The following is a 23,087-nucleotide window of genomic DNA, read 5'->3' as shown; positions in this document are numbered from 1 at the left end:
TCAATAGAGAAATAAGGGGACTTAGAGTGAACAAGTCGGAACTGATTGACGCTATCGCCGCATCTGCAGACATCCCGAAAGCTGTAGCCGGCCGTGCGCTGGACGCAGTCATCGAATCCGTCACCGGCGCCCTGAAGCAAGGTGACGATGTGGTACTGGTTGGCTTTGGTACCTTCTCGGTCAAGGAGCGCGCCGAGCGTACTGGCCGCAACCCGCAAACCGGCAAGGCAATCAAGATCGAAGCCGCCAAGGTTCCAGGTTTCAAGGCCGGCAAAGGCCTGAAAGACGCCGTCAACTAAGTCGTCTTTCAGCCGGACCCGGCCTGGCCTGGTCCGAGCACGGTGATGGCGGGGCGCAAACGTTCCCGCCTGACACGTTTGCTAAGAAAAGGCGCATCCTCGGATGCGCCTTTCTTTTATCAGGATTCTACCCACGCTCCGCGGTTGTCGACGCAGTGGTACAGCCGTTTCTGGGGGACGCATGCTGCAAAATATCAGGGACAATTCACAAGGTTGGATTGCCAAGACCATCATCGGCCTTATCGTCGTGTTGATGGCATTGACCGGTTTCGAAGCCATTTTCCAGGCCGCCACTCATAGCCAGGACGCCGCCAAGGTGAACGGCCAGACCATCAGCCAGAACGAACTGAGCCAGGCGGCCGACATGCAGCGCCGTCAACTGATGCAACAGTTGGGCAAGGATTTCGACCCGGCGCTGTTGGATGACAAGTTGCTGCGAGAGGAGGCACTCAAGGGGCTGATCAGCCGCAAGCTGCTGCTGCAAGGTGCTGAGGATGCCAAGTTCGCATTCTCCGAGGCCGCGCTGGATCAGGTGATCCTGCAGACCCCTGAGTTCCAGGTGGACGGCAAGTTCAGCGCTGAGCGTTTCGACCAGGTGATCCGCCAGATGGGCTACGGTCGCATGCAGTTCCGCGAGATGCTCGGCGAGGAAATGCTCATCGGCCAACTGCGCACCGGCCTGGCCGGCAGCAGCTTCGTCACCGATCAACAGGTCGATGCCTTCGCTCGCCTGGAGAAGCAGACCCGCGACTTCGCCTCCCTGACGTTCAAGGCCGACCCGGCCGCAGTCAAGGTCAGCGACGAAGAGGTCAAGGCGCACTACGACCAGCACGCCAAGGAGTTCATGTCGCCTGACCAGGTCGTGATCGACTACATCGAGCTGAAGAAGTCGGCTTTCTTCGATCAGGTCAAAGTGACTGACGAAGAGCTCAAGGCCCAGTACGAGAAGGAAATCGCCAACCTGGCCGAGCAGCGCCATGCCGCGCACATCCTCATCGAGGTCAACGACAAGGTCACCGACGCCCAGGCCAAGGCCCGCGCCGAAGAGATCGAGCAGCGTCTGGCCAAGGGTGAGGACTTTGCCGCTTTGGCCAAGGAGTTCTCTCAGGACCCAGGCTCCGCCAACACCGGTGGTGACCTCGGCTTTGCCGGCCCGGGTGTATACGACCCGGCCTTCGAAGAGGCGCTGTACAAGCTGCAGGATGGGCAGGTATCTGCACCGGTGCGCACCGAGTTTGGCTACCATCTGATCAAGCTGCTGGGCGTCCAGGCGCCAGAAGTACCGAGCTTCGCCAGCCTGAAGGACAAACTGACCCGCGATCTGAAGATGCCGCTGGTCGAGCAGCGTTATGTCGACGCCAGCAAGCAACTGCAGGATGCTGCCTACGAGGCTTCCGACCTGGCCCAGCCGGCCCAGGACCTGAACCTCAAGGTGCACACCTCCGCCGCCTTCGGCCGCGAGGGCGGTGAAGGCATTACCGCCAACCGTGCGGTGGTGCAGGCTGCGTTCTCTGAAGAAGTGCTGGATGAGGGTGCCAACAGCACCGCCATCGAGCTCGACCCTGAGACCACTGTGGTGCTGCGCGTCAAGGAACACCGCAAGCCAGAGCAACTGCCGCTGGACGCTGTGGCCAAGAACATCAGGGAGCACCTGGCCAAAGAGAAGGCGACTGCCGAACTCAAGGCCAAGGCAGACAAGCTGATTGGCGGCCTGCGTGACGGTTCCATCGCAGCAGGCAGCGTGCACGAAGGCCAAGGCTGGAAAGCCTATGAAGCCGTCACCCGTGGTGAGGACGGTATTGACCCGGCCGAACTGCAGGCACTGTTCCGTCTGGGCAAGCCGCAAGCCAAGGACAAGCCAGTGTATGGCAGCGTCGTGCTGCGTGACGGTAGCCTGGTGGTGTTGCAGCTCAAGGGCGTGAACGAAGGCGCTGCCGCCACCGACGAAGAGAAGCAGCAGATTCGCCGCTACCTCGCGTCACGTGCTGGCCAGCAGGACTTTGCCGCTTACCGCAAGCAGCTGGAAGCCAATGCAGACATCACCCGTTACTAAGGTGTTCGTTGCATGAAGAAACAGGCCGCCTCGTGCGGCCTGTTTCGTTTTCGCCAGCCGCGAGCACGGTCATTGTCGAAGGTCACAGTGCCTTCAGGGGTGGCGCTAACCAGGTGCTACCGCTTCACCCCTTCATAACTGTCCAGCGTATCGCGTGCAATCTCTCGCCCCAGGGCGATGAGCTCCGGCGCCTTGTAGAACTCGAAAAACCGGCACACCCGCTTGGGTACGTTGATCAGCACATCCGGTGGATAGCCGGCAATCTTGTACTGTGCCAACGAAGTCTGCATGACCTCGAAGCTCTGGTTGATCAAATCCAGCAGCGAGGCTGGCCCCACGTTGTCGATGATGAAAGAGCCGGTGGCCGACTTCGGCGCGCCCTCGCGCTCCGGGGCCGCTGCCGGTTGCTGGCTTTCCGGGTCGGCGCTGTCGGCAAGCCACGGGCTTGGCGGTGCCAACCCCTCGGCGACGATTTCCTTTTCGATGCGGATCAGCTCTTCCGCCGGTTTGCGTCGGAATGGCAAACGTGAACCCAGCGAGCTCAACAAGGCGTCAAAGCGCATCTTGAACGCCGCCGGGCGCTCGATCACCGGCAACTGGTACTGCTTCTGGTTGGTGGCGTTGAGGTTGACCGCGATGATCAGGTCGCAATGGCTGGACACCACCGGCACGATTGGCAGCGGGTTGAGGATGCCACCGTCGACCAGCATGCGGTTGCCTTGCATCACCGGCGTGAACAGGCTGGGAATGGCCGCCGAGGCGCGCATGGCCTGATGCAGGCAACCTTCCTGGAACCAGATTTCCTGCTGGTTGGTAAGGTCGGCGGCCACTGCGGTGTAGGGTATGCGCAGTTGCTCGATGTTCATCTCGCCGACGATCTTGCGGATCTGCCCGAACACCTTGTCGCCGCGAATCGCACCGAGGCGAAAGCTGACGTCGACCAGGCGCAGCACATCGAGGTAGTCGAGGCTTTCGATCCAGTTGCGATAGTCGTCGAGCTTGCCGGCGGCATAGATACCGCCAATCACCGCGCCCATGGAACACCCCGCGACGCAGGCTATGTCGTAGCCGCGGCGCTCGATTTCCTCGATCACGCCGATGTGCGCATACCCTCGGGCTCCGCCCGATCCCAGTACCAGTGCCACACGTTTACTCATGAACATTCCCCGGCCAGTGCCATCATGGTCCTACAATGCACCCATCGCTGCCTGTGCTTCAATGTAGATCGTGCTGAGCTACTGTAATAAAACTGGCCAGGCAAAGCCGGCTGGGCATGGCACTTTCCAGCTGTCGGAGCGTCGAACAGCCACCGTTTTTCCATAGAGGTATTACTGATGAAAGCCTGGATTTGCCTTCCACTGATTGCCCTGGCCCTTGCTGGCTGCGCGGGCAAGACGGCCTACCGTGACAGCTGCGCGACCCAGCTGGATGCCGCCTGGAAGGAGCTGGACCTGGCCAAGGCCGAAGGCTTCGCCGGTGCCGTAAGTTATTCCAAGGCCTTGTCATTGCTGACCGGGGCCAAGACCCAGCAGCAGTTCGAAGGCTACGAAAGCTGTACCCGCAAAGCCGAAAAGGCGCGGTTCTACATTCGTGAATCTCGCGCCGGGCGCTGAACAGGGAGCATCGTATGTCTGCCATGCTCGACCATGTCGTTGCCCAGATACTGACCTTGCAGGTGCGCTTGCTGGCCTGTCGTGAACGCCTGGCTGCCAATACCGACAGCGAGGCCTTGCACGACTTGCGTACCACCTTGCGGCGCCTGCGCAGTCTGCTGAGGCCGCTGCGTGGGCTGCCTGGCGTGGAGCAGCTGGAGGATGCTGCGCGTTCGCTGGGGACCCTTACCACACCGCTGCGTGATCGCGAGGTGCTGGCGGCCGAGCTGATCGGGCGCGGTCACACAGCAGCCGGGCAGCGGCGTCTGGAGGGGCGTGACAGGACCTTCGCCAGTGTCGCTGCCAGCCCACAGCTGGCCAGGGTATTGGCAATTCTCGACGCCTTTCCATTGTTCCTGCGAGCGGCGGGCCGGGAGGGGCTGGTCAAGTCGCTAAGCAAACGTATCGACAAGCGCTTGGTCAAGCAGTGGCGCAAGTTGCACAAAGCGTTGCAGGACCCTGCTCACGATCGCCACCGCCTGCGTTTGCTGATCAAGCGTGCACGCTATGGCGATGAGGCCTACCCGCAACTCGATCACGCAGGGAAGAAGCTGCAACGTCTGCTGAAAAAGGCACAGGGCGACCTGGGCGATTGGCACGACCGCCTGCAATGGCTGCTGCAAGCGCGCGACCATGCCGACTTGCTCCCCTGCAAGGCCGATTGGGAGCAGGAGCTGCATGAGGCGGAGCGCCAGTCGGATGTGACGCTGGATGCCCTGCAAGAGGCGCTGGCGCGGCGTTATCACGGAAAATGACCGATATGCGGGCTGATTGCCTGGCGTTTGCTGGCTAGGATGAGCGGACCTTTTTCTTTGCAGGCAGGAGCCGGCCAATGACTTTCAACCAACTGCTCGACGCCGTGCGGGCCAACCCGGATTCCGTCAGCATTCCGCCCAGCTGGGCCCAGGGGCGCGCTGCCTTTGGCGGGCTGATGGCGGCCATGGTCTATGAAACCATGCGCCTCAAGATCAGCGACAACCGCCCGGTACGCTCATTGGCCATCAGCTTCGTGGCACCCGCGGCGGCGGATGTGCCCATCCGCTTCGAGGTGGAGGTTTTGCGCGAAGGCAAGGCGGTTAGCACGTTGCTGGGCCGCGCTGTTCAGGATGGCCAGGTGGTGACTTTGGTGCAGGGCAATTTCGGTGCGGGCCGCCCTTCGGTGGTCGAAGTGCCGGCGTTGCCGGCCATCGAAATGCCTGCGCTCGATGAGGCGGCCCCGGAGTTGCCCTATATCAAAGGCGTTACCCCTGAGTTCATGCGGCACGTGGCCCTGCGCTGGGCAGTAGGTGGGCTGCCGTTCAGTGGCAATCAGTCGCGCAAGATGGGCGGCTGGGTGCGCTTGCGGGATGTGGTGGAAGAACAGGTGAACGAGGCGCACCTGTTGGCGTTGGTCGATGCCTGGCCGCCCAGCCTCATGCCGTTTCTCAAGCAGCCCGCTGCGGGCAGTACGTTGACCTGGACCATCGAGTTCATCCAGCCAACGGCGAAGCTGTCGACCCTGGATTGGTGCCGGTACTGTGTGGAGACCGAGCATGCGCGGGATGGCTATGGGCATGCTGCTGCGGCGTTGTGGACGGCGCAGGGCGAGTTGTTGGCGTTGAGCCGGCAGACCGTCACCGTTTTCGCCTGACCCTTGCAAGGCTGCTCACAAGCAGCGCTCCGGCAGCTGGCTCAGTGCCGGTGCTTGTGCCGCTCCCGCCAGGCCCTCCACCAGGCCCCGCTCACCACAAAGCGCGGAAAGGTGATGAACTGCTCGGTCAGTAAGCGCTGCACGGCATCCTGGCGGTTGGCGAACGGTTCGGGTTGCTGGGCTTCAAGGCGGTGGCCTTGGCGCTGCAGGCCCAACGCTGCGATCAAGGCAATCACACCCACCGCGATCTGGCCGAGGTCGAAACCAAACAGACCGGACAGCACCAGCAGTGTCCCCAGAATGAACAACGGCACAGCGATCAGGTGCAACACCAGGTTGGCCGGGTGGCGGTGATTGTGGTGGTAGCCGCGCCATTGCCAGGCGGGAAGATTGGGCAGGCGTTTGCTCATGGGGATTTCCTCTCGGTCATGCCCAAAGCTTAGTGCGGCCCCCAAGCGGGGGCCAATCGAACCTGGCTATGGTGACTATAGCTTGAGCTGGCCAATGGCCTTGTTCAGTTCGCCGGCCAGGGTCGCCAGTTCGCTGCTGGTGGTCGCCGAACCGACCGTCTGCTGCACGGTCCGCTCGGTGACATCGCGGATGCTGACCACCGCGCGGTTCATTTCCTCGGCTACCTGGCTTTGCTGCTCGGCCGCTACAGCGATCTGGGTATTGCTTTCGCGCATCTGCGCCACGGCACCGGTGATTTCAGCCAGCGCCTCACCGGCTTCCTGTGCCTGACGCACACAGTCGTCGGCCTTGTACGAGCTCTCCTGCATGAACTCCACCGCATCGCGGGTGCCCGACTGCAGGGCCGAAACCATGGTGGTGATCTCATCCGTGGAGGTTTGCACGCGTTTGGCCAGGTTGCGCACTTCATCGGCCACCACGGCAAAGCCACGGCCTAGGTCGCCGGCGCGCGCGGCTTCGATGGCAGCGTTAAGCGCCAGCAAGTTGGTCTGTTCGGCAATACTGTGGATCACACTGACTACACCGTTGATCTTCTGGCTGTCCTCGGCTAGTTGTCGAATCATCTCGGCAGTTTGTTGCACGCCGCTGGAAAGCCCGGAAATCGAATCCTGCACTCGGCTGACTACCGCTTGGCCGCTGCCGGCCAAGGTGTCGGCGGTTTGTGACAAATCGCGGGTGGCACCGGCGTGCTGGGCAATGTGGTGCACGGTCGCCGACATTTCGTTGATGGCAGTGGCGGCCTGGTCGGTTTCACTCTGCTGGCCGAGCATGCCATGGCGTACGTCGCTCATGCTGGCGGCCAGGCGTGCAGCGCCCGAGTCCAGCTGTGCTGCGCTGTGGGCGACGGTGCTGACCACGCGGTGATAGGTGGACTGCATGGCGTTGAAGGCTCCGGCCATCTGGCCGACCTCGTCGCCACTGGCTAGCGGTACGCGGGCCGACAGGTCGCCGGTTTTTTCCACGTGCAGCATCACGTCCTTGAGGGTGTTGAGTTGGCTGAGCAGGAAGCGGATCAGCAGTTGCGAGGCGCCGAGCATGGCCAGCATCAGGATCAGCACACACACCGCGTAATTGCTGAAGCGATCGAAGAAGACCTGGCGCAGGCTGGGCGACTGGGCCAGCACAGCCAACTGCTGGTCGCCATTGCGCAATACCTGTGCGCCACGCGGCGGGTTTTCACCGAGGATCCAGGCGCTCGGCAATGCTACCCAGCCTTGGGCGTTGCGCAGGGCATCGAGCGCCTCCCCGGCGTAGGTTGGCGTTTGCCCGGTTGACCAACTGATGACGTTGGCCGGGCGTGGCAGTGCTTGCCCGGCTGGCCAGGCGGCCAGCAACTGGGCTTGCGCGGCCGCCTGGGCCTGAGCCGCCTCTGCACGTGCGCGTTGCTCCAGGTGCACGGCGTACAGCACCAGCAGCAAGGTGGTGACAAAGGCCACTGCGTTGACGGCCCAGAATTTGTACTTCAGGGAAACATTGCTAAGCCAGGCACCCATGGGCAGGTCTTCTCTGAGTTGAGCGGAAACAATATTGGCAAGGTGCCATCATTGTGCCCACATCCACCTGGACATGTGTTGATGCATATCAACTGTGTTCACCCGCCCCGCAACAACACGCGAGACTCAGGGGAGCTGGAAAAAATCGCGCGCCGTTGCCGTGGTATGCGCCGCCGTGTGCTCGGCTGATTCACCGCGATGCAAGGCCACCTCGCGCAGTACCTCCGGCAAGAACGCCGGCTCGTTGCGCCCGCTCTTGGGCTTGGGCCGCAAGCTGCGCGGCAGCAGGTAGGGCGCGTCGCTTTCCAGCATAAGCCGGCCTTCAGGGATGTTGCCCACCAGCGGGTGCAGGTGAGTGCCGCGGCGTTCGTCGCAGATCCAGCCGGTAATGCCGATGTGCAGGTCCAGGTCCAGGTAGGCGAACAGCGCCTCGCGCTCACCGGTGAAGCAGTGCACCACCGCGCCGGTCAGGTGGTCGCGGTAGTCCTTGAGAATCGCCAGCAAGCGCTCGCTGGCATCGCGCTCGTGCAGGAACACCGGCAGGCGCAGCTGCGCAGCCAGTGTCAGCTGGGCTTCCAGGGCTTTTTCCTGCAGCGGGCGAGGGGAAAAGTCGCGGTTGAAATCCAGGCCGCATTCGCCTACCGCGCGTACGCGCGGTTCGCTCAGCAACAGTCGCAGCTGGCGCTCGCTGTCGGTATCCCAGGCCTTGGCATCATGAGGGTGCACGCCGGCCGTGGCGAACAGGTGCGCGCCGCTGGCATCCAGTTGTTGGCACAGCTCCAGCGCTTGTTCGCTGACCGCCAGGCTGGTGCCTGTCAGCAGCATTTGCGTAACGCCGGCCTCCAGTGCGCGCTCGACGATTGCGGCCTGTTGGTCGTGGAAACTGCTGTTGGTCAGGTTGACGCCGATATCGATCAGTTGCATGGTGCTATCTCGTGCCGCGGGGCGGCCAGCATAGCAAAAACCGCGTTTTTCTGAAAAAACCAAGAACTTCATGCTGTTGCCGTGGTCTTTTACCGTCGTTTATCACTTGGCGGTGCAACCCATGGATGCCGCTCACCGACCACGGACACGTTTTCGCATGCAGCGATGCTGGCTCATTTTTCTGCTGACGCTGGGGTTGGCCTTTGCCGGTCCCGCCCAGGCGCGCTCGCCGGGGCCGCAGCAAAACATACCGCCTGCCAAGGTGCGTGACCTGGCGCAGATTCGCACCAGCAAAGTACTGCGAGTGCTGGTCAACCAGAGCCGCAACAGTTCTGGTGAGGTGAAGGGTGAGCCAGTCGGCATCGAGTATTATCGCCTGCGTGCCCTGGAGCATTTCCTCAATGCTCGTACCGCCGACGACCAACAGATCCAGCTAAAGCTCATCCCGCGGGCCAAGGAACAGTTGCTGGGCGCCCTGGCCCGCGGCGAGGGTGACCTGGCCGCGCCGGGCGAGCTGCTTGACCCCACTACGGTGAGCGGTGTCCGCAGCAGTGCACCGATACTCGACCAGGTGCCGCTGATGCTGGTCGGGCGCAAAGGCGAGCGAAGTTTCAGCAAGGTCGAACAGCTGTCAGGGCGTACCGTGGCCCTGACCAGTGCCAGTGCCGCCGGGCCGCTGATCCAGCAGGTCAACCAGCAACTGGCACTGCGCAAGCGGCCGCCGATCAAAGTGGAGTGGGTCGATTCGACGCTGGCCGTGGAGGATGTGCTGGAGATGGTACAGGCAGGCATCTACCACCTGACCGTGGTCGAGCAGCCCATTGCCCGGCGTTGGGCCCGGGTTATGCCGCGCCTGCGCCTGGACAGCCGGGTGCGCCTGGGGGCGCCGCAAGCCATGCGCTGGTATGTAGGGGGGGAAGCGCCGCAATTGCTGGCCGCAGTCGATCACTTTCTGCAAGGTTACCGCGCGCCAGATAACCAGGATGCGGCGTTCGAGCGCATCTACCGCCGCCAGTACCGGGTACACAACCCGTTGGCCAGCAAGGATCGCCAGCGTCTGGCATCGGTGCGGGCGGTGTTGCAGAAGCATGGCCAGGCGCAACAGATCGACTGGCTCAACCTGGCTGCATTGGCCTTCAAGGAGTCGACGCTCAACCCGGCTGCACGCGGTACTGGCGGTGCCCATGGCCTGATGCAGATTACCCCTTCGGCGGCCCAGCGGGTGGGGGTGAGCAATACTGCGACGGTAGATGGCAATGTCCTGGCCAGTGCCCGTTACCTGGCGCTTATCCGGCGCAAGTTTTTTGCCAGTGCCAAGATCAACGAGCGTGAGCGCATGGCCTTCGTGCTGGCAGCCTACAACCTGGGCCCCGAGCGGGTTCAGGCCATGCGTGCAGAGGCTCGACGGCGGGGGCTCAACGGCAACCAGTGGTTTTTCCAGACCGAACGCATCGCCATGGAGCAAGTGGGGATGGGACCGGTCAACTTCGTCAACAGCATCAACAAGTACTACCTGGCGTTCAACCGCGAACGTGCGGCACTGGAGCGTGTAGCGAAGCGTTAAGTATCGATTTTGTCGATTGTTATGTTGGGTTTTTTGCGATTTTCATATCAATAGAATTGATTATGATGGCGCCCATACCCACACAACTGCTTCACTTCAAGGACGCTTCGACATGAACAACACTACCCTCAACGCTCTGTTCTCTACACGTGCTGGCGCTGGCTTGAGCGTTATCCGCATCCTGGTCGGCATCATCTTCATGGCTCATGGGGCGCAAAAACTCTTCGGCCTGTTCGGTGGCTACGGCCTGGAAGGCACCGGCCAATGGATGGAAAGCATCGGCCTGGCGCCGGGTTACCTGATGGCCCTATTGTCCGGTAGTGCCGAATTCTTCGGTGGCCTGGCCTTGGTGGTCGGCCTGCTGGCTCGCCCGGCGGCCCTGGCGCTGACGGTGACCTTGATAGTGGCGATCGTTTCGGTGCACATCGGCAACGGCCTGTTCATGTCCAACAACGGCTATGAGTTCGCCCTGGCGCTGTTGGCCGGCACCGTTGCAGTCATGATCGAAGGCGCTGGCCGCTTCTCGCTCGACCGCCTGATCGCCCGGTAATCAGCTGCACGCTGTGTGCTACGAGCCGCAGGCAAGCGCAGGCCAATACTCGGCTTGTTCTTGCTTGCGGCTTGTCGCTTGCAACTTGGGGCTCATCGCTCTAGCATACCGCCTGCGCCGATTTAAACAGCTACTTGCGGGGCGCAGGAAAGCCCCACCTCCGGGCCGTCCGAAATACCGCTAAAGCGCTGGTTCGGTGACGCCTCCCACCGCTGCCCAGCGGGATTCGCGAGGCGGAGAGAAGCTCCATGAGTTGCCCACGTACCAGTGTCTGTTTGAGCCCTTTGCCTGCCAGCCAGGCGTCCCGCACACCGCGCATCCTGCTCGGCGGCCGGCATCAACCCAGCCTTTTGCGTCATCTTGAAGGCCTGTCACGGCGCAAGGGGCAGGCGCGTGCCTTTCTGATCCAGTTCGCCGATAGCGGCTGTCACCTCGCGCAGTATGGCAATGACCGTTTCGACCTGGCTGTGATCCAGGCGCCGGCACCGGACGAAGCCGCCGAAGTCATCGGCCATCTCACCCGCATCGCGCGTCAAGGCCTGATTACCCGCCGCTGAGGAATGCGCTATTGAGCACCAATATCATCACCACAGAAGGCCATGAGGCGCTGAAGAAAGAGCTGGACCACCTGTGGCGGGTGTATCGTCCGGAAATCACCCAAAAGGTTGCCTGGGCGGCTTCGTTGGGTGACCGCAGCGAGAACGCGGACTACCAGTACAACAAGAAGCTGCTGCGCGAAATCGACCGCAGGGTGCGATACCTGCGCAAGCGGCTTGAAGATGTGAAAGTGGTGGCGTACTCGCCCGAGCAGGAAGGCAAAGTGTTTTTCGGTGCCTGGGTTGAGATCGAGAACGACGAGGGCGAGACCATGAAGTTTCGCATTGTCGGCTACGACGAGATCTACGGGCGCAACGATTACATCTCGATCGATTCGCCCATGGCCCGTGCCTTGCTGAAGAAGGAGGAGGGTGATGAGGTGGTGGTGCATACACCTACCGGTGAAGCGACCTGGTATGTGAGCAGCATCCGTTACGGCCAGGGCGTCTCGACGGACTGACTGGCCCGTCTTGCGTCAGCTTGAGGCATGTGCTGTCCCGGCAGAAGCGCTGACTGCCAGGCCTCAAGCCTCGCGCAACACCGCCAGCGGGCTGGCATTCAACGCCCGCCGTGTTCCCAGCACCCCAGCACCACCCACCAGCAGTGCCCCCGTCAGCGGCAACACCAGCAGCCACGGGTGCGGGCTCCACTGCAAATCGAAGGCATAGCGGTACAGCACCCAGGTAATCAGTTCGCAGCCCACGGCCGCCAATAGCCCGCTGGCCGCACCCAGCAGGCCGAACTCGATTCGCCGGGCCTTGACCAGCAACGGCCGCGCCGCGCCCAGTGCGCGCAACAGTGCCCCTTGGCGAATGCGCTCATCCAGCGTGGCCTGCAAGCCGGCGAACAGCACTGCCAGCCCGGCGGCCAGCACGAACAGCAACACATACTCCACCGCCAGGGTTACCTGCGCGAGAATGCTGCGCAGCTGGTCGAGCAAGGCATCCACCTGCAGGATGGTCACCGCCGGAAACGCCCGTGACAGCGCGACGACATCCAGGTCATGCCCCGGTGCCAGGTAGAAGCTGGTCAGGTAAGTGGTCGGCAGCCCCTGCAGCGTGCCAGGCTGGAAGATCATGTAGAAGTTCGGCTGGAAGCTGTCCCAATGCACGTTGCGCAGGCTGCTGACGCGGGCCTGGCGCTGCTGGCCGCCAATATCGAACGTCAGCAGGTCGCCCATCTGCAGTTTCAGGCTGCTGGCCAGTTCCGCCTCCACCGAAACCCCGGGGATATCGTTGTCGGCTGGCAAGGCTGGCCACCAACTGCCTGCGGTCAGCACGTTGCCTTCGGGCAACTCGGCGGCCCAGGTCAGGCTGAGGTCGCGCTGCACGGCGCGCTCGCCTGCCGAGTCCTTGCTGACCACCTGCTGTACCGGTTTTTCGTTGATTTGCACCAGGCGCCCGGGCGTCACCGGGTACAGCGGCGCTGAGGCGGCATTGACCTGGTGCAGGTGTTGAATGAACGGCTCACGGTCATCTGGCAGGATGTTCAGGGCGAAGTGGTTAGGCGCATCCTTGGGTAGCTGTGCTTGCCAGGTATCGAGCAGCTCTGCGCGCAGCAGGGCGACCAAGGCCATGGCCAGCAGTATCAGGCCGAATGCCAGGGCCTGGCCTGCTGCCGCCGTGGGGTGGCGCAATAGCTGGCCCAGCCCCAGGCGCCAGGTGAGTGGCGCACCGGCCAGCAGCTGGCGCAGGCTGCGTAAACCGAGCAACAGCAGGCCGCCGAGCAGAAGTGCAGCGACCAGGCCGCCACCGAGCAGGGCGAAGGTGAGCAGCAGATCGAGGCTCAGGCGCCACATGATCAGGCCCAGGGCGAGCAGGGCGGCGCCGTACACCAGCCAACTGCTCGCAGGTATCGGCAGCAGGTCACGGCGCAGCACGCGCAGTGGCGGCACCTGGCCCAGCGCTGCAATCGGCGGCAGGGCAAAGCCAGCCAGTGCCACCAGCCCGGTACCGATACCTGCCAGCGCAGGAACGATGCCGCCAGCGGGCACCACGCTCGGCAGCAAGCCGTGCAGCAGGCGGAACAGGCCCAGCTGAGCCAGCCAGCCGAGCAAGGCGCCGGCCAGGGCAGCGACCAGGCCGAGCATGGCCAGTTGCAGGCAATACAGGCCCAATGCCTGGTGGCGCGACAGGCCCAGGCAGCGCAGCAGGGCACTGGCGTCCAGCCGGCGTGCAGCATAGCGACTGGCCGACAGTGCCACGGCTACGCCTGCCAGCAATACAGCCACCAGGCTGGCCATGTTCAGGTAGCGTTCGGCTTTGCCCAGCGCGCCGCCGATCTGTTGGTTGCCATCACGGGTGTCACGCAGGCGCTGGTTGGCGGCCAGGTCTTTTTCCACGGCCTGACGATACTGCGCCAGCGCCTCGGCATCGCCGCGCCACAGGTCGCGATAGGTGACCCGGCTGCCGGGCTGGATCACGCCGGTGGCTTCCAGGTCGGCCAGGTTCATCATCACGCGCGGGGTAAGGCTGTAGAAGTTGTTGGCGCGGTCCGGTTCGTAGGTAAGCACACGGCTCATGCGCAGGGTTTTGATGCCCACGTCGATGCTGTCGCCGATCGCCAGCCCCAGTGCCGCCAACAGGCGTGGTTCGACCCACACTTCGCCAGGGGCAGGGCCGCCGCCGGGTGTTTCTTCGGCATAAGGTGCCGGAGCGCTGCGTACTTGCCCGCGCAATGGGTAGGCGCCGTCGGCGGCCTTTACGCTGGACAGCTGGATGCCATTGTCGCCGCCGACCACGCTGGTGAACTCGACCACGCGTGCATGGCGCAAGCCCAGTGCCTTGCCGGCATCGAGCTGTTGCTCGCGGGCCGGCGCGCTGCCCTGCAGTACCAGATCGGCGCCCAGAAACTCGCTGGCGCGCAGCTGCATGGCGCCGTTTAGGCGGGCGCCGAAATAGCCGATGGCGGTGCTGGCAGCTACCGCCACCAACAGGGCAAAGAACAGCACGCGCACTTCACTGGCGCGAACATCGCGCAGCAACTGGCGCAGTGCCAGGCCACACAGGCGGGATAGCGGCATACGGCTCACCGGGCCTCCATCGGCGCCACAAGGCGGCCCGCGTCCAGGCGGATCTGGCGCCGGCAGCGGCGGGCCAGGCGTTCGTCATGGGTGACCAGCACCAGGGTAGTGCCGCGCTCCTTGTTCAGCTCGAACAACAAGTCGCTGATGCGTTCGCCGGTGTGGCTGTCGAGGTTACCGGTGGGCTCATCGGCGAACAGCACCGCAGGCTGCGCGGCGAAGGCGCGGGCGATTGCCACGCGCTGCTGCTCGCCGCCCGAGAGCTGCCGAGGTGTGTGGCTCAGGCGCTTGCCCAGGCCGACCCGCTCCAGCAAAGTGCGAGCCTGTTCGCGGGCATCGCGGCGGCCGTCCAGTTCCAGTGGCAGCATGACGTTTTCCAGTGCATTGAGGCTGTCGAGTAACTGGAACGACTGGAACACGAAACCCACATGTTCGGCTCGCACGCGGGCACGCTGGTCTTCATCCAGTGGCCCCAGGTCGTGGCCGGCGAGCATGACGCTGCCAGCGCTGGGCCGGTCGAGGCCGGCGAGCAAACCGAGCAGGGTCGACTTGCCAGAGCCCGAGGCGCCGACGATGGCCAGGCTGTCGCCTTGGGCCAGGTCGAGAGACAGTGCGTGGAGGATGGTAAGGTCACCTTCCGCGCTGGGGACCACTTTGCTAAGGTTCTGCGCAACGAGAATGCTGGGGCTCATGGAGAATCCGATGCGAGTGTGGTGGTTGAGTGCCGGTCTGGCCCTGTATTGCCTGGCCCAGAGCGCAGCGGCAGGAACACTGCTGGTTGTTGGCGATAGTATCAGCGCCGGTTTTGGCCTGGATAGCCGTCAGGGCTGGGTGTCTCTCTTGCAGGCCCGCCTCAGGGACGAAGGTTTTGACGAAAAAGTGGTCAATGCTTCGATCAGTGGCGATACCAGCGCAGGTGGACAGGCGCGGCTGCCGGCGCTGCTTGCAGCACATAAACCAAGCCTGGTGGTGCTGGAGCTGGGCGGCAACGATGGCCTGCGCGGGCAGTCGCCCGCACAATTGCAACAAAATCTTGCCTCGATGATCGAGCGTTCGCGTCAGGCAGGGGCCAAGGTGCTGTTATTGGGCATGCGCCTGCCGCCCAATTATGGTGTGCGTTACACCACCGCCTTTGCCAAGGTGTATGAACAGCTGGCAGCGGACAAACAGGTTCCTTTGGTGCCGTTTTTCCTCGAAGGGGTAGGGGGAGTGCCTGAACTGATGCAGGCTGATGGCATCCATCCGGCCCAGGGGGCTCAGCAGCGCCTGCTGGAAAATGCCTGGCCAGCGATAAAACCCTTGCTGTGAAGCTTTAAACGGGGCCGCCTTTGGGCTAATGTTGCGCCCCCCGTTTCGAGTGCTCCAAATGCCGCGCCCTGCCTGGTCCCTGTATGCCTATCAACTGATCGAGCCCGACGAGCAGCTCGACCTGTTCGCCTGCCAGGAAAGCCGCGTCCACCTCGTGGCCCGCCAGCTCGAGCTGGGCGTGCCGGTCGACCGTACTTTGTGTGGCGGCCTGCTGCCAGCTCAGCCGCGTTGGTCGGGGGTGCCGCGATCGATCTACCGCGATGGTCGCCTTTGTGAGCTGTGCCGTGCCATCCTCGATGCCCAGCGACGTGGCATGCGTCCGGTGTGGCCAGAGCTGCACGGCAGCTGAACGAAAAGCACCTTTCATCATCTGAAACGCTTGCAACGTGCCAATGCCTCCCGCTTGCATCGGCGCGGGTGTACAATCGATCCTCTTGACCCACCTTTCGAAGGATTTACCGGATGTTGCCGCGCTTTCCTGCCGTCACCCGTAGCCTGTCCCTGGCCGCCCTGCTGATAGCGGGCCCCGCTGCTGCGCTGGAGCTGCCACTGCCACCGCCCGGTGAAGACATCGTCGGCCAAGTGCATGTGATCAAGGCAAAGTACGAGGACACGTTCGCCGATATCGGCACCGCAAACGACCTCGGCTACCTGGAAATGATTGCCGCCAACCCCGGCGTGGACCCTTGGCTGCCGGGCGCCGGCACCGAGATCATCCTGCCAACCCGTTTCGTCCTGCCGCCGGGCCCGCGCGAAGGCATCGTCATCAACCTGGCCGAGTACCGCATGTACTACTTCCCCAAGGGGGAGAGCGTGGTGTACACCTTCCCGCTGGGCATTGGTCGCGAGGGGTGGGGGTCGCCGATCGCCAACACCAGGATTACCGCCAAGACGCCCAACCCGACCTGGACGCCGCCCGCTTCGATTCGCAAAGAGCACGCCGAGGACGGTGACATCCTGCCGACTGTGGTGCCTGCTGGCCCGGACAACCCGCTGGGGCCGTTCAAGTTCACCTTGGGCGTACCGGGCTACCTGATCCATGGTTCGAACAAGAAGTTCGGCATTGGCATGCGCACCAGTCACGGTTGCTTCCGCATGTTCAACAACAACGTGCTTGAACTGTCGAAGATGGTGCCGGTGGGGACTCCGGTGCGCATCATCAACGAGCCTTACAAGTTCGGTATCAGCGCTGGCAAGGTCTATCTTGAGGCACACACGCCACTGGATGACCAGGGTAACCCGTCGGTTGTCGACAAACACACCGCAGTTATCAATGCCTTGCTCAAGCGCGAAGACCTGGCCAATAACCTACGCATGAACTGGGACATGGTGCGTGACGTGGTGGCTGCAGAAGATGGTATGCCGGTAGAAATTGCCGTGCCGGTGGAAAACCAGGGGGCCGCACCGATGGTGACGAGCATTCCGCCCGAACTGCAGTAAGGTAATTTCGGCGTACCCAGGCCTGCCCTTAGTGCAGGCCTTTTCGTACCTGCTGACCGCGTTTGCCGGTTTCAAAGGCAATAAAAAAGCCGACCCACAAGTGGGTCGGCTTCTTAACAATCCGTGAGGATTATTACTTGCGGCTGGCTTTGTCCAGCATACGCAGGGCGCGCTCGTTGGCTTCGTCAGCGGTCTGCTGAGCCTTCTGAGCGGCTGCCATTGCGTCGTCAGCCTTACGGTAGGCTTCGTCAGCACGAGCTTGAGCGCGAGCTGCTGCGTCTTCAGTCGCAGTCAGACGAGCTTCGGTTTCTTTGGATACGCTGCTGCAACCGGTAGCCAGAACTGCGGCCAGAGCCAGAGCAGAGAATTTCAGAACGTTGTTCATCGTGTTCCCCTTCAAGGACTTTCTATTAAATAGCCATCTCTCAGGAAAGAGAAACTGGCCGGCGTACATAGTACCCATTACTTGTAGTAAGTAAACTGACAGAGCGCAAGAACTGCAAAAAAAATGTTGCTTGACTCCGCGCCGACAAGATTTGCGACGTGTCTGTGAAAAAAATCTGCAGGGTTCGCAAGCGGTTGTGGTACAGGAACTTTTTTGTTGAACTAAGGGTGACTTTAACTGTCGATCAGCGTCTTAAGCCCTAGTACATCCGGTGGCTGTTGGGCGGGCTTGGGAAAGTCGCCTAGGCGGCGGTTTAGCCTTTTTTAACCGCCAGCACCTTGAGCAATCCCGCTTGCGGTGCCTACTATCTTGTCAGTGCCAGACGATCCGAACGATTACAATCGTCCAATGGTCGAAGCGGCAACAGGTGGCATAGAGGATTCTGTGCCGGATAAACCACCATCGGTTAAGGTAAGGGTCTGCCGAGAAGACCTGCGAGGAGTAGTGATGAGCGAAGCGCTGACCATCCACCATGACCAGGCCGGTCATCAGTTCGAGACCAACGTGGACGGTCATCGTGCCTACTTGACGTACATGGATCTGGGCAAGCAGACGCTGGACATCTATCGCACCTTCGTGCCCAACGCCCTGCGCGGCCGTGGGATCGCTGCCGCCCTGACCGAGCGGGCTCTGGAGTACGCCGAGCAGATGGGGTACACGGTGATCCCGTCTTGCTCATATGTGGAGCGTTACATGGAGCGCCAGCAGCGGCATTCGAGCAAGGCCTGAGCTGACGACAGGCACCAGACACAATCGAGTAGGAGGCGGATTCACACCCGCCGTCCTCTCACACCACCGTGCGTACGGTTCCGTACACGGCGGTTCAGGTTACGCGGCTAAGCCGGTTAATCGTATCCAGTATCGAGACCAGCCCGAGCCGGTCCCACAGTTTCTTTGGCAGCGCGTAGTTCATATGTTGCGCTCCCGAATTCCACCATGGACCTCGGCCATTGAAGGCTGACTTGTTGGCACGCTCCTCGCTCAACCCCAGGCGCATCAAGTTTCTCAGCCTCGTGGGAGGCTGCTTCCATTGACGCCAGATGACGCAGCGGAGTTTGTGCCTGACCCAACCATCCAGTTCCTCAAGCGGCCGCTTGCTCTGGCTGAGCTTGAAGTAGCTAGCCCAGCCTCTCAGGACGGGGTTGATCCGCTCGATGACAGTCGCCATTTTGCGAGCCCGTACGCTGCGCAGCAGCATTCTGAGCCGGTCGCGTAAGCGGTCTAGGCTCATCCTTGCCACGCGCAGCCTTGGCTGCTGGTGCCAGCTCATCCCATAGCCTAGGTAGTCGCACTTCCACGCCCTTGCCACTTGGCTTTTCTTCCTGTTCACCGTCAGCTTCAGACGTTCTCTCAGGAAGCGCTCGACGCTGACCAACACCCGTTCGCCGGCCCGGGGACTGCGTACATAGATGTTCGCATCATCGGCATAACGTACGAAGCGATGGCCCCGCCGCTCCAGCTCGCGGTCGAGTTCGTCGAGCAGGATATTCGACAGCAACGGCGAAAGCGGGCCGCCTTGCGGCGTCCCCTCCTGCCGTGGGCTGACGACACCGCCCGACATGATCCCGGCTTCAAGGTAGCGGCGAATAAGCCTGAGTACGCACTTGTCTTTGATCCGACGTTCGATGCAGGCCATGAGGATGTCGTGATTGACCCGATCGAAAAACTTCTCCAGATCGAGTTCCACGCACCAGCGGTGTCCCGCTGTCACATGAGCACGGGCCATCTCGATGGCTTGATGCGTACTTCTGCCCGGACGAAAACCATAGCTGTAGTCCGAGAACAGTGGGTCGAAGATAGGTGTGAGCTGCTGCTGCAGTGCTTGCTGGATCAGGCGATCCACGACGCTGGGGATTCCCAGTTGCCGTGTGCCGCCCTGCGGCTTGGGAATTTCAACCGCTCGCACTGCTTGGGGCTGGTATTCACCGGCCAGTAACCTGACCTTGAGGGTTGGCCAATACTGTCTCACGTAGCCCGCCAAGTCAGCGACCGTCATGCCATCGGCACCCGGTGCTCCCTTGTTGCTGACCACGCGTTGATACGCACGTCTGAGGTTGGCCGGTGCAAGCACCCGCTCCATCAGCGTGTCCGGCTCCGCGTTCGTCCACGTCACGGACGCCGTCGATACCTTTGCACTGTCAGGCGTCACCCTCGGCTTCTGGCCGGAGCTCGGGATGACAGTTTCCGCTGTGGGAAATTTCTGCATTACGGTTACCAACGAGACGGCGACGCCTACTGGCGGCATAACCTGTTCGGCCCTTGGTGGCGCGGTTAACCGCCACTTACTACGGCTTCGGCTGACTTCTGCACGCTCATCCCGTCGCCTTTCGACGCGCGGTAGCACAATGGCAAACGTACAGATCTCCCAGGGTAATTCGCGCGACCTTCCTGCTTATGCCTGTCGGATCTACGTCACAGCGTTCCGTGCAAGTATTGGGCTTTGGCGATTTGTGCCACCTCACCCCGCTGTGCCGCCTCTATCCGCTTCCTGTTCGTCAGGCCAGCATTTTGCCTCGGGCTTCCTTCAGATTCGCGGTCACCCGCGACACCCTTGCCTCCGGCTAACACTTCCCCTTGCCGGGTGTGTAGAGGACTTTCACCTCCAAGTCACCCACTTGGCCACCACAACCAAGCGGGTTGCGCATACGCGCAACGCGCCATGCCTGGCGCACACAAAAAACGCCGGGCAGTGCCCGGCGTTTTTCATTCCCGCAATGTTCAGCCGCGCTTACGCTGCGGCAGCACATCCTTGAGCTTGGCATGCATGCTGCGCAGGGTTTTCTCGGTAGCCGACCAGTCGATGCAGGCGTCCGTGATCGACACGCCATACTGCAAATCGTCCAGGTTTTTCGGAATGGACTGACAGCCCCAGTTCAGGTGGCTTTCGACCATCAGGCCGATGATCGACTGGTTGCCTTCGAGAATCTGGTTGGCGACGTTCTCCATCACCAGCGGTTGCAGGGCCGGGTCCTTGTTGGAGTTGGCATGGCTGCAGTCGACCATGATGTTGGCCTTGATCTTGGCCTTGGCCAGGTCCTGTTCGCACAGGGCGACGCTGACCGAGTCGTAGTTCGGCTTGCCATTGCCGCCGCGCAGTACCACGTGGCCGTATGGGTTGCCCTTGGTGGTGACGATCGACACGCCGCCTTCCTGGTTGATGCCCAGGAAGCGGTGCGGCTTGGACACCGACTGCAGGGCATTGATGGCAACGGTCAGGCCGCCATCGGTACCGTTCTTGAAACCCACCGCCGAGGACAGGCCCGAGGCCATCTCGCGGTGTGTTTGCGATTCGGTGGTGCGGGCACCGATGGCCGACCAGCTGATCAGGTCTTGCAGGTACTGCGGCGAAATCGGGTCGAGCGCTTCGGTGGCGGTCGGCAGGCCCATTTCGGCCAGGTCCAGCAGCAACTTGCGGCCGATGTGCAGGCCGTCCTGGATCTTGAACGAGTCATCCAGGTACGGATCGTTGATCAGGCCTTTCCAGCCGACGGTGGTGCGCGGCTTTTCGAAGTACACGCGCATGACCAGGTACAGCGTATCGGACACTTCTTCGGCCAGCACTTTCAGGCGCTCGGCGTATTCGTGGGCTGCCTTGATGTCGTGGATGGAGCAAGGGCCGACCACGACGAACAGGCGATGGTCCTTGCCGTCGAGAATATTGCGCACCACTTCACGGCCGGCAGTCACGGTCTGCAGGGCCTTGGCGCTGAGGGGGATTTCCTTCTTGAGCTGATCAGGGGTGATCAGGGTCTCGTTGGAGGCAACGTTCAAGTCATCGATCGGTAAATCAGCCATCGTGTTACTCGTCAGGTCACGGGTGCCGGCCGCCAACTATCCCCGTGCGGCCCAGCAGCAAGAATAATCGCAGCGGGGAGCCGAACCTTAGCGCGTTACAGATGGCACGACAATGGGCTGAACCCAGTCATTGTGGGGTTTTTACCTGAGCGAGGGTGTTGCGCGCTAATGGGCTGCCCAGCGCGACGTAACCTGTGTAAAAAGAGTGCTGACCCTTTACCTGGAGATTGGCATGCATTCGCACCCCCCTCGCATCGGCATCATCGGCAGTGGCGCCATCGGCGGCTTTTATGGGTTGATGCTGGCCCGGGCCGGTTTCGATGTGCATTTTCTGTTGCGCAGCGAGTACCAGGCCGTTTGTGAGCGCGGGCTGAGCCTGGACAGTGCCGTGCATGGCGCACTGCACATGCGGGTGCAGGCTTACGTCAGTGCCGCTGACATGCCGCCCTGTGACTGGCTCCTGATCGGGGCCAAGGCCACCAGCAACGAGCAGTTGGCACCGTTGATCGTCCAGGCTGCTGCGCCCGGCGCCAAGGTGGTGCTGTTGCAGAACGGCCTGGGTGTCGAGGAGCAGTTGCGTCCGGCCTTGCGCAGCGACATGCACCTGCTCGGCGGCCTGTGCTTCATCTGCGTCAACCGCCTGGCTCCAGGTGTAATCCGCCACCAGGCGCTGGGGGCGGTCAACCTGGGGTATCACAGTGGGCCGGCCTCCGATTGCGGTGTCGCGCTGGTGAATGAAGGCGCCGGGTTGTTCCAGGCTGCGGGGATCGACTCGCAGGCCATGCCGAACCTGGCCTTGGCGCGCTGGCAGAAGCTGGTGTGGAACGTGCCTTACAACGGGCTGTCGGTGCTGCTGGGGGCCAGCACTTCGCCACTGATGGCCGACAGCAATAGTCGCGAGCTGATACAGGCCTTGATGGCCGAGGTGGTGCAGGGGGCGGCAGCCTGTGGCCATGTACTGCCCGCGGGCTATGCCGAGCACTTGTTCCAGGTGACCGAGCGCATGCCCGACTACTGGCCGAGCATGTATCACGACCATGTCCACAAACGCCCGTTGGAGCTGGAGGCCATTTACGCCGAGCCGCTGGCACGCGCACGGGCGGCAGGCTGCAGCATGCCGCGCACTGAAATGCTGTACCAAGCGCTGAGTTTCATCGACTGCAGCGACCGGCCGGCCTGAGGGTGGCCGAGGCTTCGGCGGGGCCCTCCAGCCCACGGCAGCAGCGCGCCGGACGGCAAAGCGAGCGTCCGGCGCGCTGCTAAGCTGAAGCTTGCTCTGCCGCTGCGGCAGTCGAGGAGGTCGAATGATCCGCTCCATGCTGTACGCCACCGACCTCGGTGTCTACGCCCCTTTCGTGATGCAACATGCGCTGGCCCTGGCGCGCACGTTCGGTGCCGAGTTGTATGTGATCCACGCGGTCGAGCCGATGGGCCAGTTCGCCGAATCCCTCCTGCAAAGCTACCTCGATGAGCAGACGCTCGATCAATTGCACAGCCAGGGGGTGAACACGGTGATGGCGAACATAGAGCAGCGTGTACTGGAAAACTTTCGCGACGAGTTGGGCGAAGAGGCTGACCTGGCGGTGATCAAGGCCGTGCGTGTGCGGCAGGGCGACCCGGCGCAGGTGATTCTCGACCAGGCCCAGCGGCTAAGCGTCGACCTGTTGATATTTGGTAGCCACAGTGCCGGTGCCGGGGTGGATGTACCGCTGGGGCGCACGGCGGTGCGGCTGCTGCAGCTGTCGCCGGTGCCGGTGTACATGGTGCCCTTGGCGCAGCATCTGGGGCGTAGGAAAACGTGAAGATAGGTGCAGTCCATTTCCGCGGGCATGTAACAAAATAGT

The 23,087-nt window shown here is 62.3% G+C and carries 24 protein-coding genes; 15 read left to right on the top strand and 9 right to left on the bottom strand.

What is annotated here, in order from left to right; all coding sequences use genetic code 11:
* Positions 1-26: 26 nt before the first annotated feature.
* Positions 27-299, top strand: a complete 273-nt coding sequence (hupB, locus tag LU682_RS19460; protein WP_003250246.1) for a nucleoid-associated protein HU-beta — start codon at positions 27-29, stop codon at positions 297-299.
* Positions 300-480: 181 nt separating this feature from the next.
* Positions 481-2,352, top strand: coding sequence for a SurA N-terminal domain-containing protein (locus LU682_RS19455; protein WP_010953273.1), 1,872 nt, complete (start codon positions 481-483; stop codon positions 2,350-2,352).
* Between the two features lie 116 nt (positions 2,353-2,468).
* Here LU682_RS19455 and LU682_RS19450 read toward each other — a convergent pair whose 3' ends face one another.
* On the bottom strand, positions 2,469-3,509 hold the full coding sequence (locus LU682_RS19450; RefSeq protein WP_049587660.1) for a patatin-like phospholipase family protein: 1,041 nt from the start codon (positions 3,507-3,509) through the stop codon (positions 2,469-2,471).
* A gap of 177 nt (positions 3,510-3,686) precedes the next feature.
* Here LU682_RS19450 and LU682_RS19445 point away from each other — a divergent pair, with 177 nt between their 5' ends.
* From LU682_RS19445 to LU682_RS19435, 3 genes are all read left to right on the top strand, one after another.
* On the top strand, positions 3,687-3,965 hold the full coding sequence (locus LU682_RS19445) for a lipoprotein (protein ID WP_003250254.1): 279 nt from the start codon (positions 3,687-3,689) through the stop codon (positions 3,963-3,965).
* Between the two features lie 14 nt (positions 3,966-3,979).
* Positions 3,980-4,759 carry a CHAD domain-containing protein gene (locus LU682_RS19440; RefSeq protein ID WP_010953275.1) on the top strand — a complete coding sequence of 260 codons (780 nt, stop codon included), beginning with the start codon at positions 3,980-3,982 and terminating at the stop codon, positions 4,757-4,759.
* Positions 4,760-4,836: 77 nt separating this feature from the next.
* Entirely contained in the window at positions 4,837-5,634 is a 798-nt protein-coding gene (locus LU682_RS19435) for an acyl-CoA thioesterase (RefSeq protein ID WP_010953276.1), read from the top strand.
* A 41-nt stretch (positions 5,635-5,675) separates the two neighbouring features.
* Here the strand turns inward: LU682_RS19435 and LU682_RS19430 are convergent, their stop codons facing one another.
* The 3 genes from LU682_RS19430 to LU682_RS19420 all read right to left on the bottom strand — a co-directional run bounded on the left by LU682_RS19430 (position 5,676) and on the right by LU682_RS19420 (position 8,522).
* Entirely contained in the window at positions 5,676-6,044 is a 369-nt protein-coding gene (locus LU682_RS19430; RefSeq protein WP_010953277.1) for a DUF962 domain-containing protein, read from the bottom strand.
* A gap of 75 nt (positions 6,045-6,119) precedes the next feature.
* The gene (locus LU682_RS19425) at positions 6,120-7,598 is read right to left on the bottom strand and encodes a methyl-accepting chemotaxis protein (protein ID WP_010953278.1); all 1,479 of its coding nucleotides are present in this window, start codon (positions 7,596-7,598) and stop codon (positions 6,120-6,122) included.
* A gap of 126 nt (positions 7,599-7,724) precedes the next feature.
* Positions 7,725-8,522, bottom strand: coding sequence for a TatD family hydrolase (locus LU682_RS19420; protein ID WP_010953279.1), 798 nt, complete (start codon positions 8,520-8,522; stop codon positions 7,725-7,727).
* A gap of 157 nt (positions 8,523-8,679) precedes the next feature.
* Here LU682_RS19420 and LU682_RS19415 point away from each other — a divergent pair, with 157 nt between their 5' ends.
* The 4 genes from LU682_RS19415 (at position 8,680) to greB (ending at position 11,693) form a co-directional block, all read left to right on the top strand.
* Positions 8,680-10,086, top strand: a complete 1,407-nt coding sequence (locus LU682_RS19415) for an MltF family protein (protein WP_010953280.1) — start codon at positions 8,680-8,682, stop codon at positions 10,084-10,086.
* Positions 10,087-10,198: 112 nt separating this feature from the next.
* Positions 10,199-10,636: a DoxX family protein gene (locus LU682_RS19410; protein WP_010953281.1), complete on the top strand. Its 438-nt coding sequence runs from the start codon at positions 10,199-10,201 to the stop codon at positions 10,634-10,636.
* 248 nt (positions 10,637-10,884) lie between these two features.
* The gene (locus LU682_RS19405) at positions 10,885-11,193 is read left to right on the top strand and encodes a hypothetical protein (RefSeq protein ID WP_010953282.1); all 309 of its coding nucleotides are present in this window, start codon (positions 10,885-10,887) and stop codon (positions 11,191-11,193) included.
* Between the two features lie 11 nt (positions 11,194-11,204).
* Positions 11,205-11,693 (top strand): transcription elongation factor GreB, encoded by a 489-nt coding sequence (greB, locus tag LU682_RS19400; protein ID WP_010953283.1) that lies wholly within the window; start codon positions 11,205-11,207, stop codon positions 11,691-11,693.
* Positions 11,694-11,756: 63 nt separating this feature from the next.
* Here the strand turns inward: greB and LU682_RS19395 are convergent, their stop codons facing one another.
* Together LU682_RS19395 and LU682_RS19390 are read right to left on the bottom strand one after the other, a co-directional pair.
* Positions 11,757-14,264 (bottom strand): ABC transporter permease, encoded by a 2,508-nt coding sequence (locus LU682_RS19395; RefSeq protein ID WP_049587564.1) that lies wholly within the window; start codon positions 14,262-14,264, stop codon positions 11,757-11,759.
* The gene (locus LU682_RS19390) at positions 14,261-14,947 is read right to left on the bottom strand and encodes an ABC transporter ATP-binding protein (RefSeq protein WP_010953285.1); all 687 of its coding nucleotides are present in this window, start codon (positions 14,945-14,947) and stop codon (positions 14,261-14,263) included. Before LU682_RS19390 ends, LU682_RS19395 begins: the two co-directional genes overlap by 4 nt.
* Positions 14,948-14,957: 10 nt before the next feature.
* Between LU682_RS19390 and LU682_RS19385 the strand changes: the two genes are divergently transcribed.
* The 3 genes from LU682_RS19385 to LU682_RS19375 all read left to right on the top strand — a co-directional run bounded on the left by LU682_RS19385 (position 14,958) and on the right by LU682_RS19375 (position 17,003).
* Positions 14,958-15,563, top strand: a complete 606-nt coding sequence (locus LU682_RS19385; protein ID WP_010953286.1) for an arylesterase — start codon at positions 14,958-14,960, stop codon at positions 15,561-15,563.
* Positions 15,564-15,621: 58 nt separating this feature from the next.
* The gene (locus tag LU682_RS19380; protein ID WP_014591666.1) at positions 15,622-15,912 is read left to right on the top strand and encodes a hypothetical protein; all 291 of its coding nucleotides are present in this window, start codon (positions 15,622-15,624) and stop codon (positions 15,910-15,912) included.
* Positions 15,913-16,025: 113 nt separating this feature from the next.
* Positions 16,026-17,003, top strand: a complete 978-nt coding sequence (locus LU682_RS19375; RefSeq protein WP_010953288.1) for a L,D-transpeptidase family protein — start codon at positions 16,026-16,028, stop codon at positions 17,001-17,003.
* A 133-nt stretch (positions 17,004-17,136) separates the two neighbouring features.
* Here the strand turns inward: LU682_RS19375 and LU682_RS19370 are convergent, their stop codons facing one another.
* Entirely contained in the window at positions 17,137-17,388 is a 252-nt protein-coding gene (locus LU682_RS19370) for an Lpp/OprI family alanine-zipper lipoprotein (RefSeq protein ID WP_003250288.1), read from the bottom strand.
* Positions 17,389-17,895: 507 nt separating this feature from the next.
* Between LU682_RS19370 and LU682_RS19365 the strand changes: the two genes are divergently transcribed.
* Positions 17,896-18,177 (top strand): GNAT family N-acetyltransferase, encoded by a 282-nt coding sequence (locus LU682_RS19365; protein ID WP_003250290.1) that lies wholly within the window; start codon positions 17,896-17,898, stop codon positions 18,175-18,177.
* A gap of 94 nt (positions 18,178-18,271) precedes the next feature.
* On the opposite strand, the gene ltrA is transcribed toward LU682_RS19365, so the two are convergent.
* Positions 18,272-19,693 (bottom strand): group II intron reverse transcriptase/maturase, encoded by a 1,422-nt coding sequence (gene ltrA, locus LU682_RS19360; protein WP_138868007.1) that lies wholly within the window; start codon positions 19,691-19,693, stop codon positions 18,272-18,274.
* A gap of 473 nt (positions 19,694-20,166) precedes the next feature.
* The gene (locus tag LU682_RS19355; protein WP_014591663.1) at positions 20,167-21,243 is read right to left on the bottom strand and encodes a 3-deoxy-7-phosphoheptulonate synthase; all 1,077 of its coding nucleotides are present in this window, start codon (positions 21,241-21,243) and stop codon (positions 20,167-20,169) included.
* A gap of 232 nt (positions 21,244-21,475) precedes the next feature.
* Here LU682_RS19355 and LU682_RS19350 point away from each other — a divergent pair, with 232 nt between their 5' ends.
* Together LU682_RS19350 and LU682_RS19345 are read left to right on the top strand one after the other, a co-directional pair.
* A complete protein-coding gene (locus tag LU682_RS19350) occupies positions 21,476-22,423 on the top strand; it encodes a putative 2-dehydropantoate 2-reductase (RefSeq protein ID WP_010953292.1) in 948 nt (315 codons plus the stop codon).
* 124 nt (positions 22,424-22,547) lie between these two features.
* Entirely contained in the window at positions 22,548-23,045 is a 498-nt protein-coding gene (locus LU682_RS19345; RefSeq protein WP_003250295.1) for a universal stress protein, read from the top strand.
* Positions 23,046-23,087: the final 42 nt, after the last annotated feature.

It is taken from the genome of Pseudomonas alloputida (genome assembly GCF_021283545.2).
In the GTDB taxonomy this organism is placed as follows: domain Bacteria; phylum Pseudomonadota; class Gammaproteobacteria; order Pseudomonadales; family Pseudomonadaceae; genus Aquipseudomonas; species Aquipseudomonas alloputida.
The sequence above is the reverse complement of the archived record's forward strand: the minus strand, read 5'-3'. Positions and strand labels throughout refer to the sequence as shown.

What these genes read in the sequence shown, in the direction of transcription:
- LU682_RS19455 (WP_010953273.1), top strand. Translation starts at nt 481, where the DNA reads ATGCTGCAAAATATCAGGGACAATTCACAAGGTTGGATTGCCAAGACC.
- LU682_RS19450 (WP_049587660.1), bottom strand. Translation starts at nt 3,509, where the DNA reads ATGAGTAAACGTGTGGCACTGGTACTGGGATCGGGCGGAGCCCGAGGG.
- LU682_RS19445 (WP_003250254.1), top strand. Translation starts at nt 3,687, where the DNA reads ATGAAAGCCTGGATTTGCCTTCCACTGATTGCCCTGGCCCTTGCTGGC.
- LU682_RS19440 (WP_010953275.1), top strand. Translation starts at nt 3,980, where the DNA reads ATGTCTGCCATGCTCGACCATGTCGTTGCCCAGATACTGACCTTGCAG.
- LU682_RS19435 (WP_010953276.1), top strand. Translation starts at nt 4,837, where the DNA reads ATGACTTTCAACCAACTGCTCGACGCCGTGCGGGCCAACCCGGATTCC.
- LU682_RS19430 (WP_010953277.1), bottom strand. Translation starts at nt 6,044, where the DNA reads ATGAGCAAACGCCTGCCCAATCTTCCCGCCTGGCAATGGCGCGGCTAC.
- LU682_RS19425 (WP_010953278.1), bottom strand. Translation starts at nt 7,598, where the DNA reads ATGGGTGCCTGGCTTAGCAATGTTTCCCTGAAGTACAAATTCTGGGCC.
- LU682_RS19420 (WP_010953279.1), bottom strand. Translation starts at nt 8,522, where the DNA reads ATGCAACTGATCGATATCGGCGTCAACCTGACCAACAGCAGTTTCCAC.
- LU682_RS19415 (WP_010953280.1), top strand. Translation starts at nt 8,680, where the DNA reads ATGCAGCGATGCTGGCTCATTTTTCTGCTGACGCTGGGGTTGGCCTTT.
- LU682_RS19410 (WP_010953281.1), top strand. Translation starts at nt 10,199, where the DNA reads ATGAACAACACTACCCTCAACGCTCTGTTCTCTACACGTGCTGGCGCT.
- LU682_RS19405 (WP_010953282.1), top strand. Translation starts at nt 10,885, where the DNA reads ATGAGTTGCCCACGTACCAGTGTCTGTTTGAGCCCTTTGCCTGCCAGC.
- LU682_RS19390 (WP_010953285.1), bottom strand. Translation starts at nt 14,947, where the DNA reads ATGAGCCCCAGCATTCTCGTTGCGCAGAACCTTAGCAAAGTGGTCCCC.
- LU682_RS19385 (WP_010953286.1), top strand. Translation starts at nt 14,958, where the DNA reads ATGCGAGTGTGGTGGTTGAGTGCCGGTCTGGCCCTGTATTGCCTGGCC.
- LU682_RS19380 (WP_014591666.1), top strand. Translation starts at nt 15,622, where the DNA reads ATGCCGCGCCCTGCCTGGTCCCTGTATGCCTATCAACTGATCGAGCCC.
- LU682_RS19375 (WP_010953288.1), top strand. Translation starts at nt 16,026, where the DNA reads ATGTTGCCGCGCTTTCCTGCCGTCACCCGTAGCCTGTCCCTGGCCGCC.
- LU682_RS19370 (WP_003250288.1), bottom strand. Translation starts at nt 17,388, where the DNA reads ATGAACAACGTTCTGAAATTCTCTGCTCTGGCTCTGGCCGCAGTTCTG.
- LU682_RS19365 (WP_003250290.1), top strand. Translation starts at nt 17,896, where the DNA reads ATGAGCGAAGCGCTGACCATCCACCATGACCAGGCCGGTCATCAGTTC.
- ltrA (WP_138868007.1), bottom strand. Translation starts at nt 19,693, where the DNA reads ATGCCGCCAGTAGGCGTCGCCGTCTCGTTGGTAACCGTAATGCAGAAA.
- LU682_RS19355 (WP_014591663.1), bottom strand. Translation starts at nt 21,243, where the DNA reads ATGGCTGATTTACCGATCGATGACTTGAACGTTGCCTCCAACGAGACC.
- LU682_RS19350 (WP_010953292.1), top strand. Translation starts at nt 21,476, where the DNA reads ATGCATTCGCACCCCCCTCGCATCGGCATCATCGGCAGTGGCGCCATC.
- LU682_RS19345 (WP_003250295.1), top strand. Translation starts at nt 22,548, where the DNA reads ATGATCCGCTCCATGCTGTACGCCACCGACCTCGGTGTCTACGCCCCT.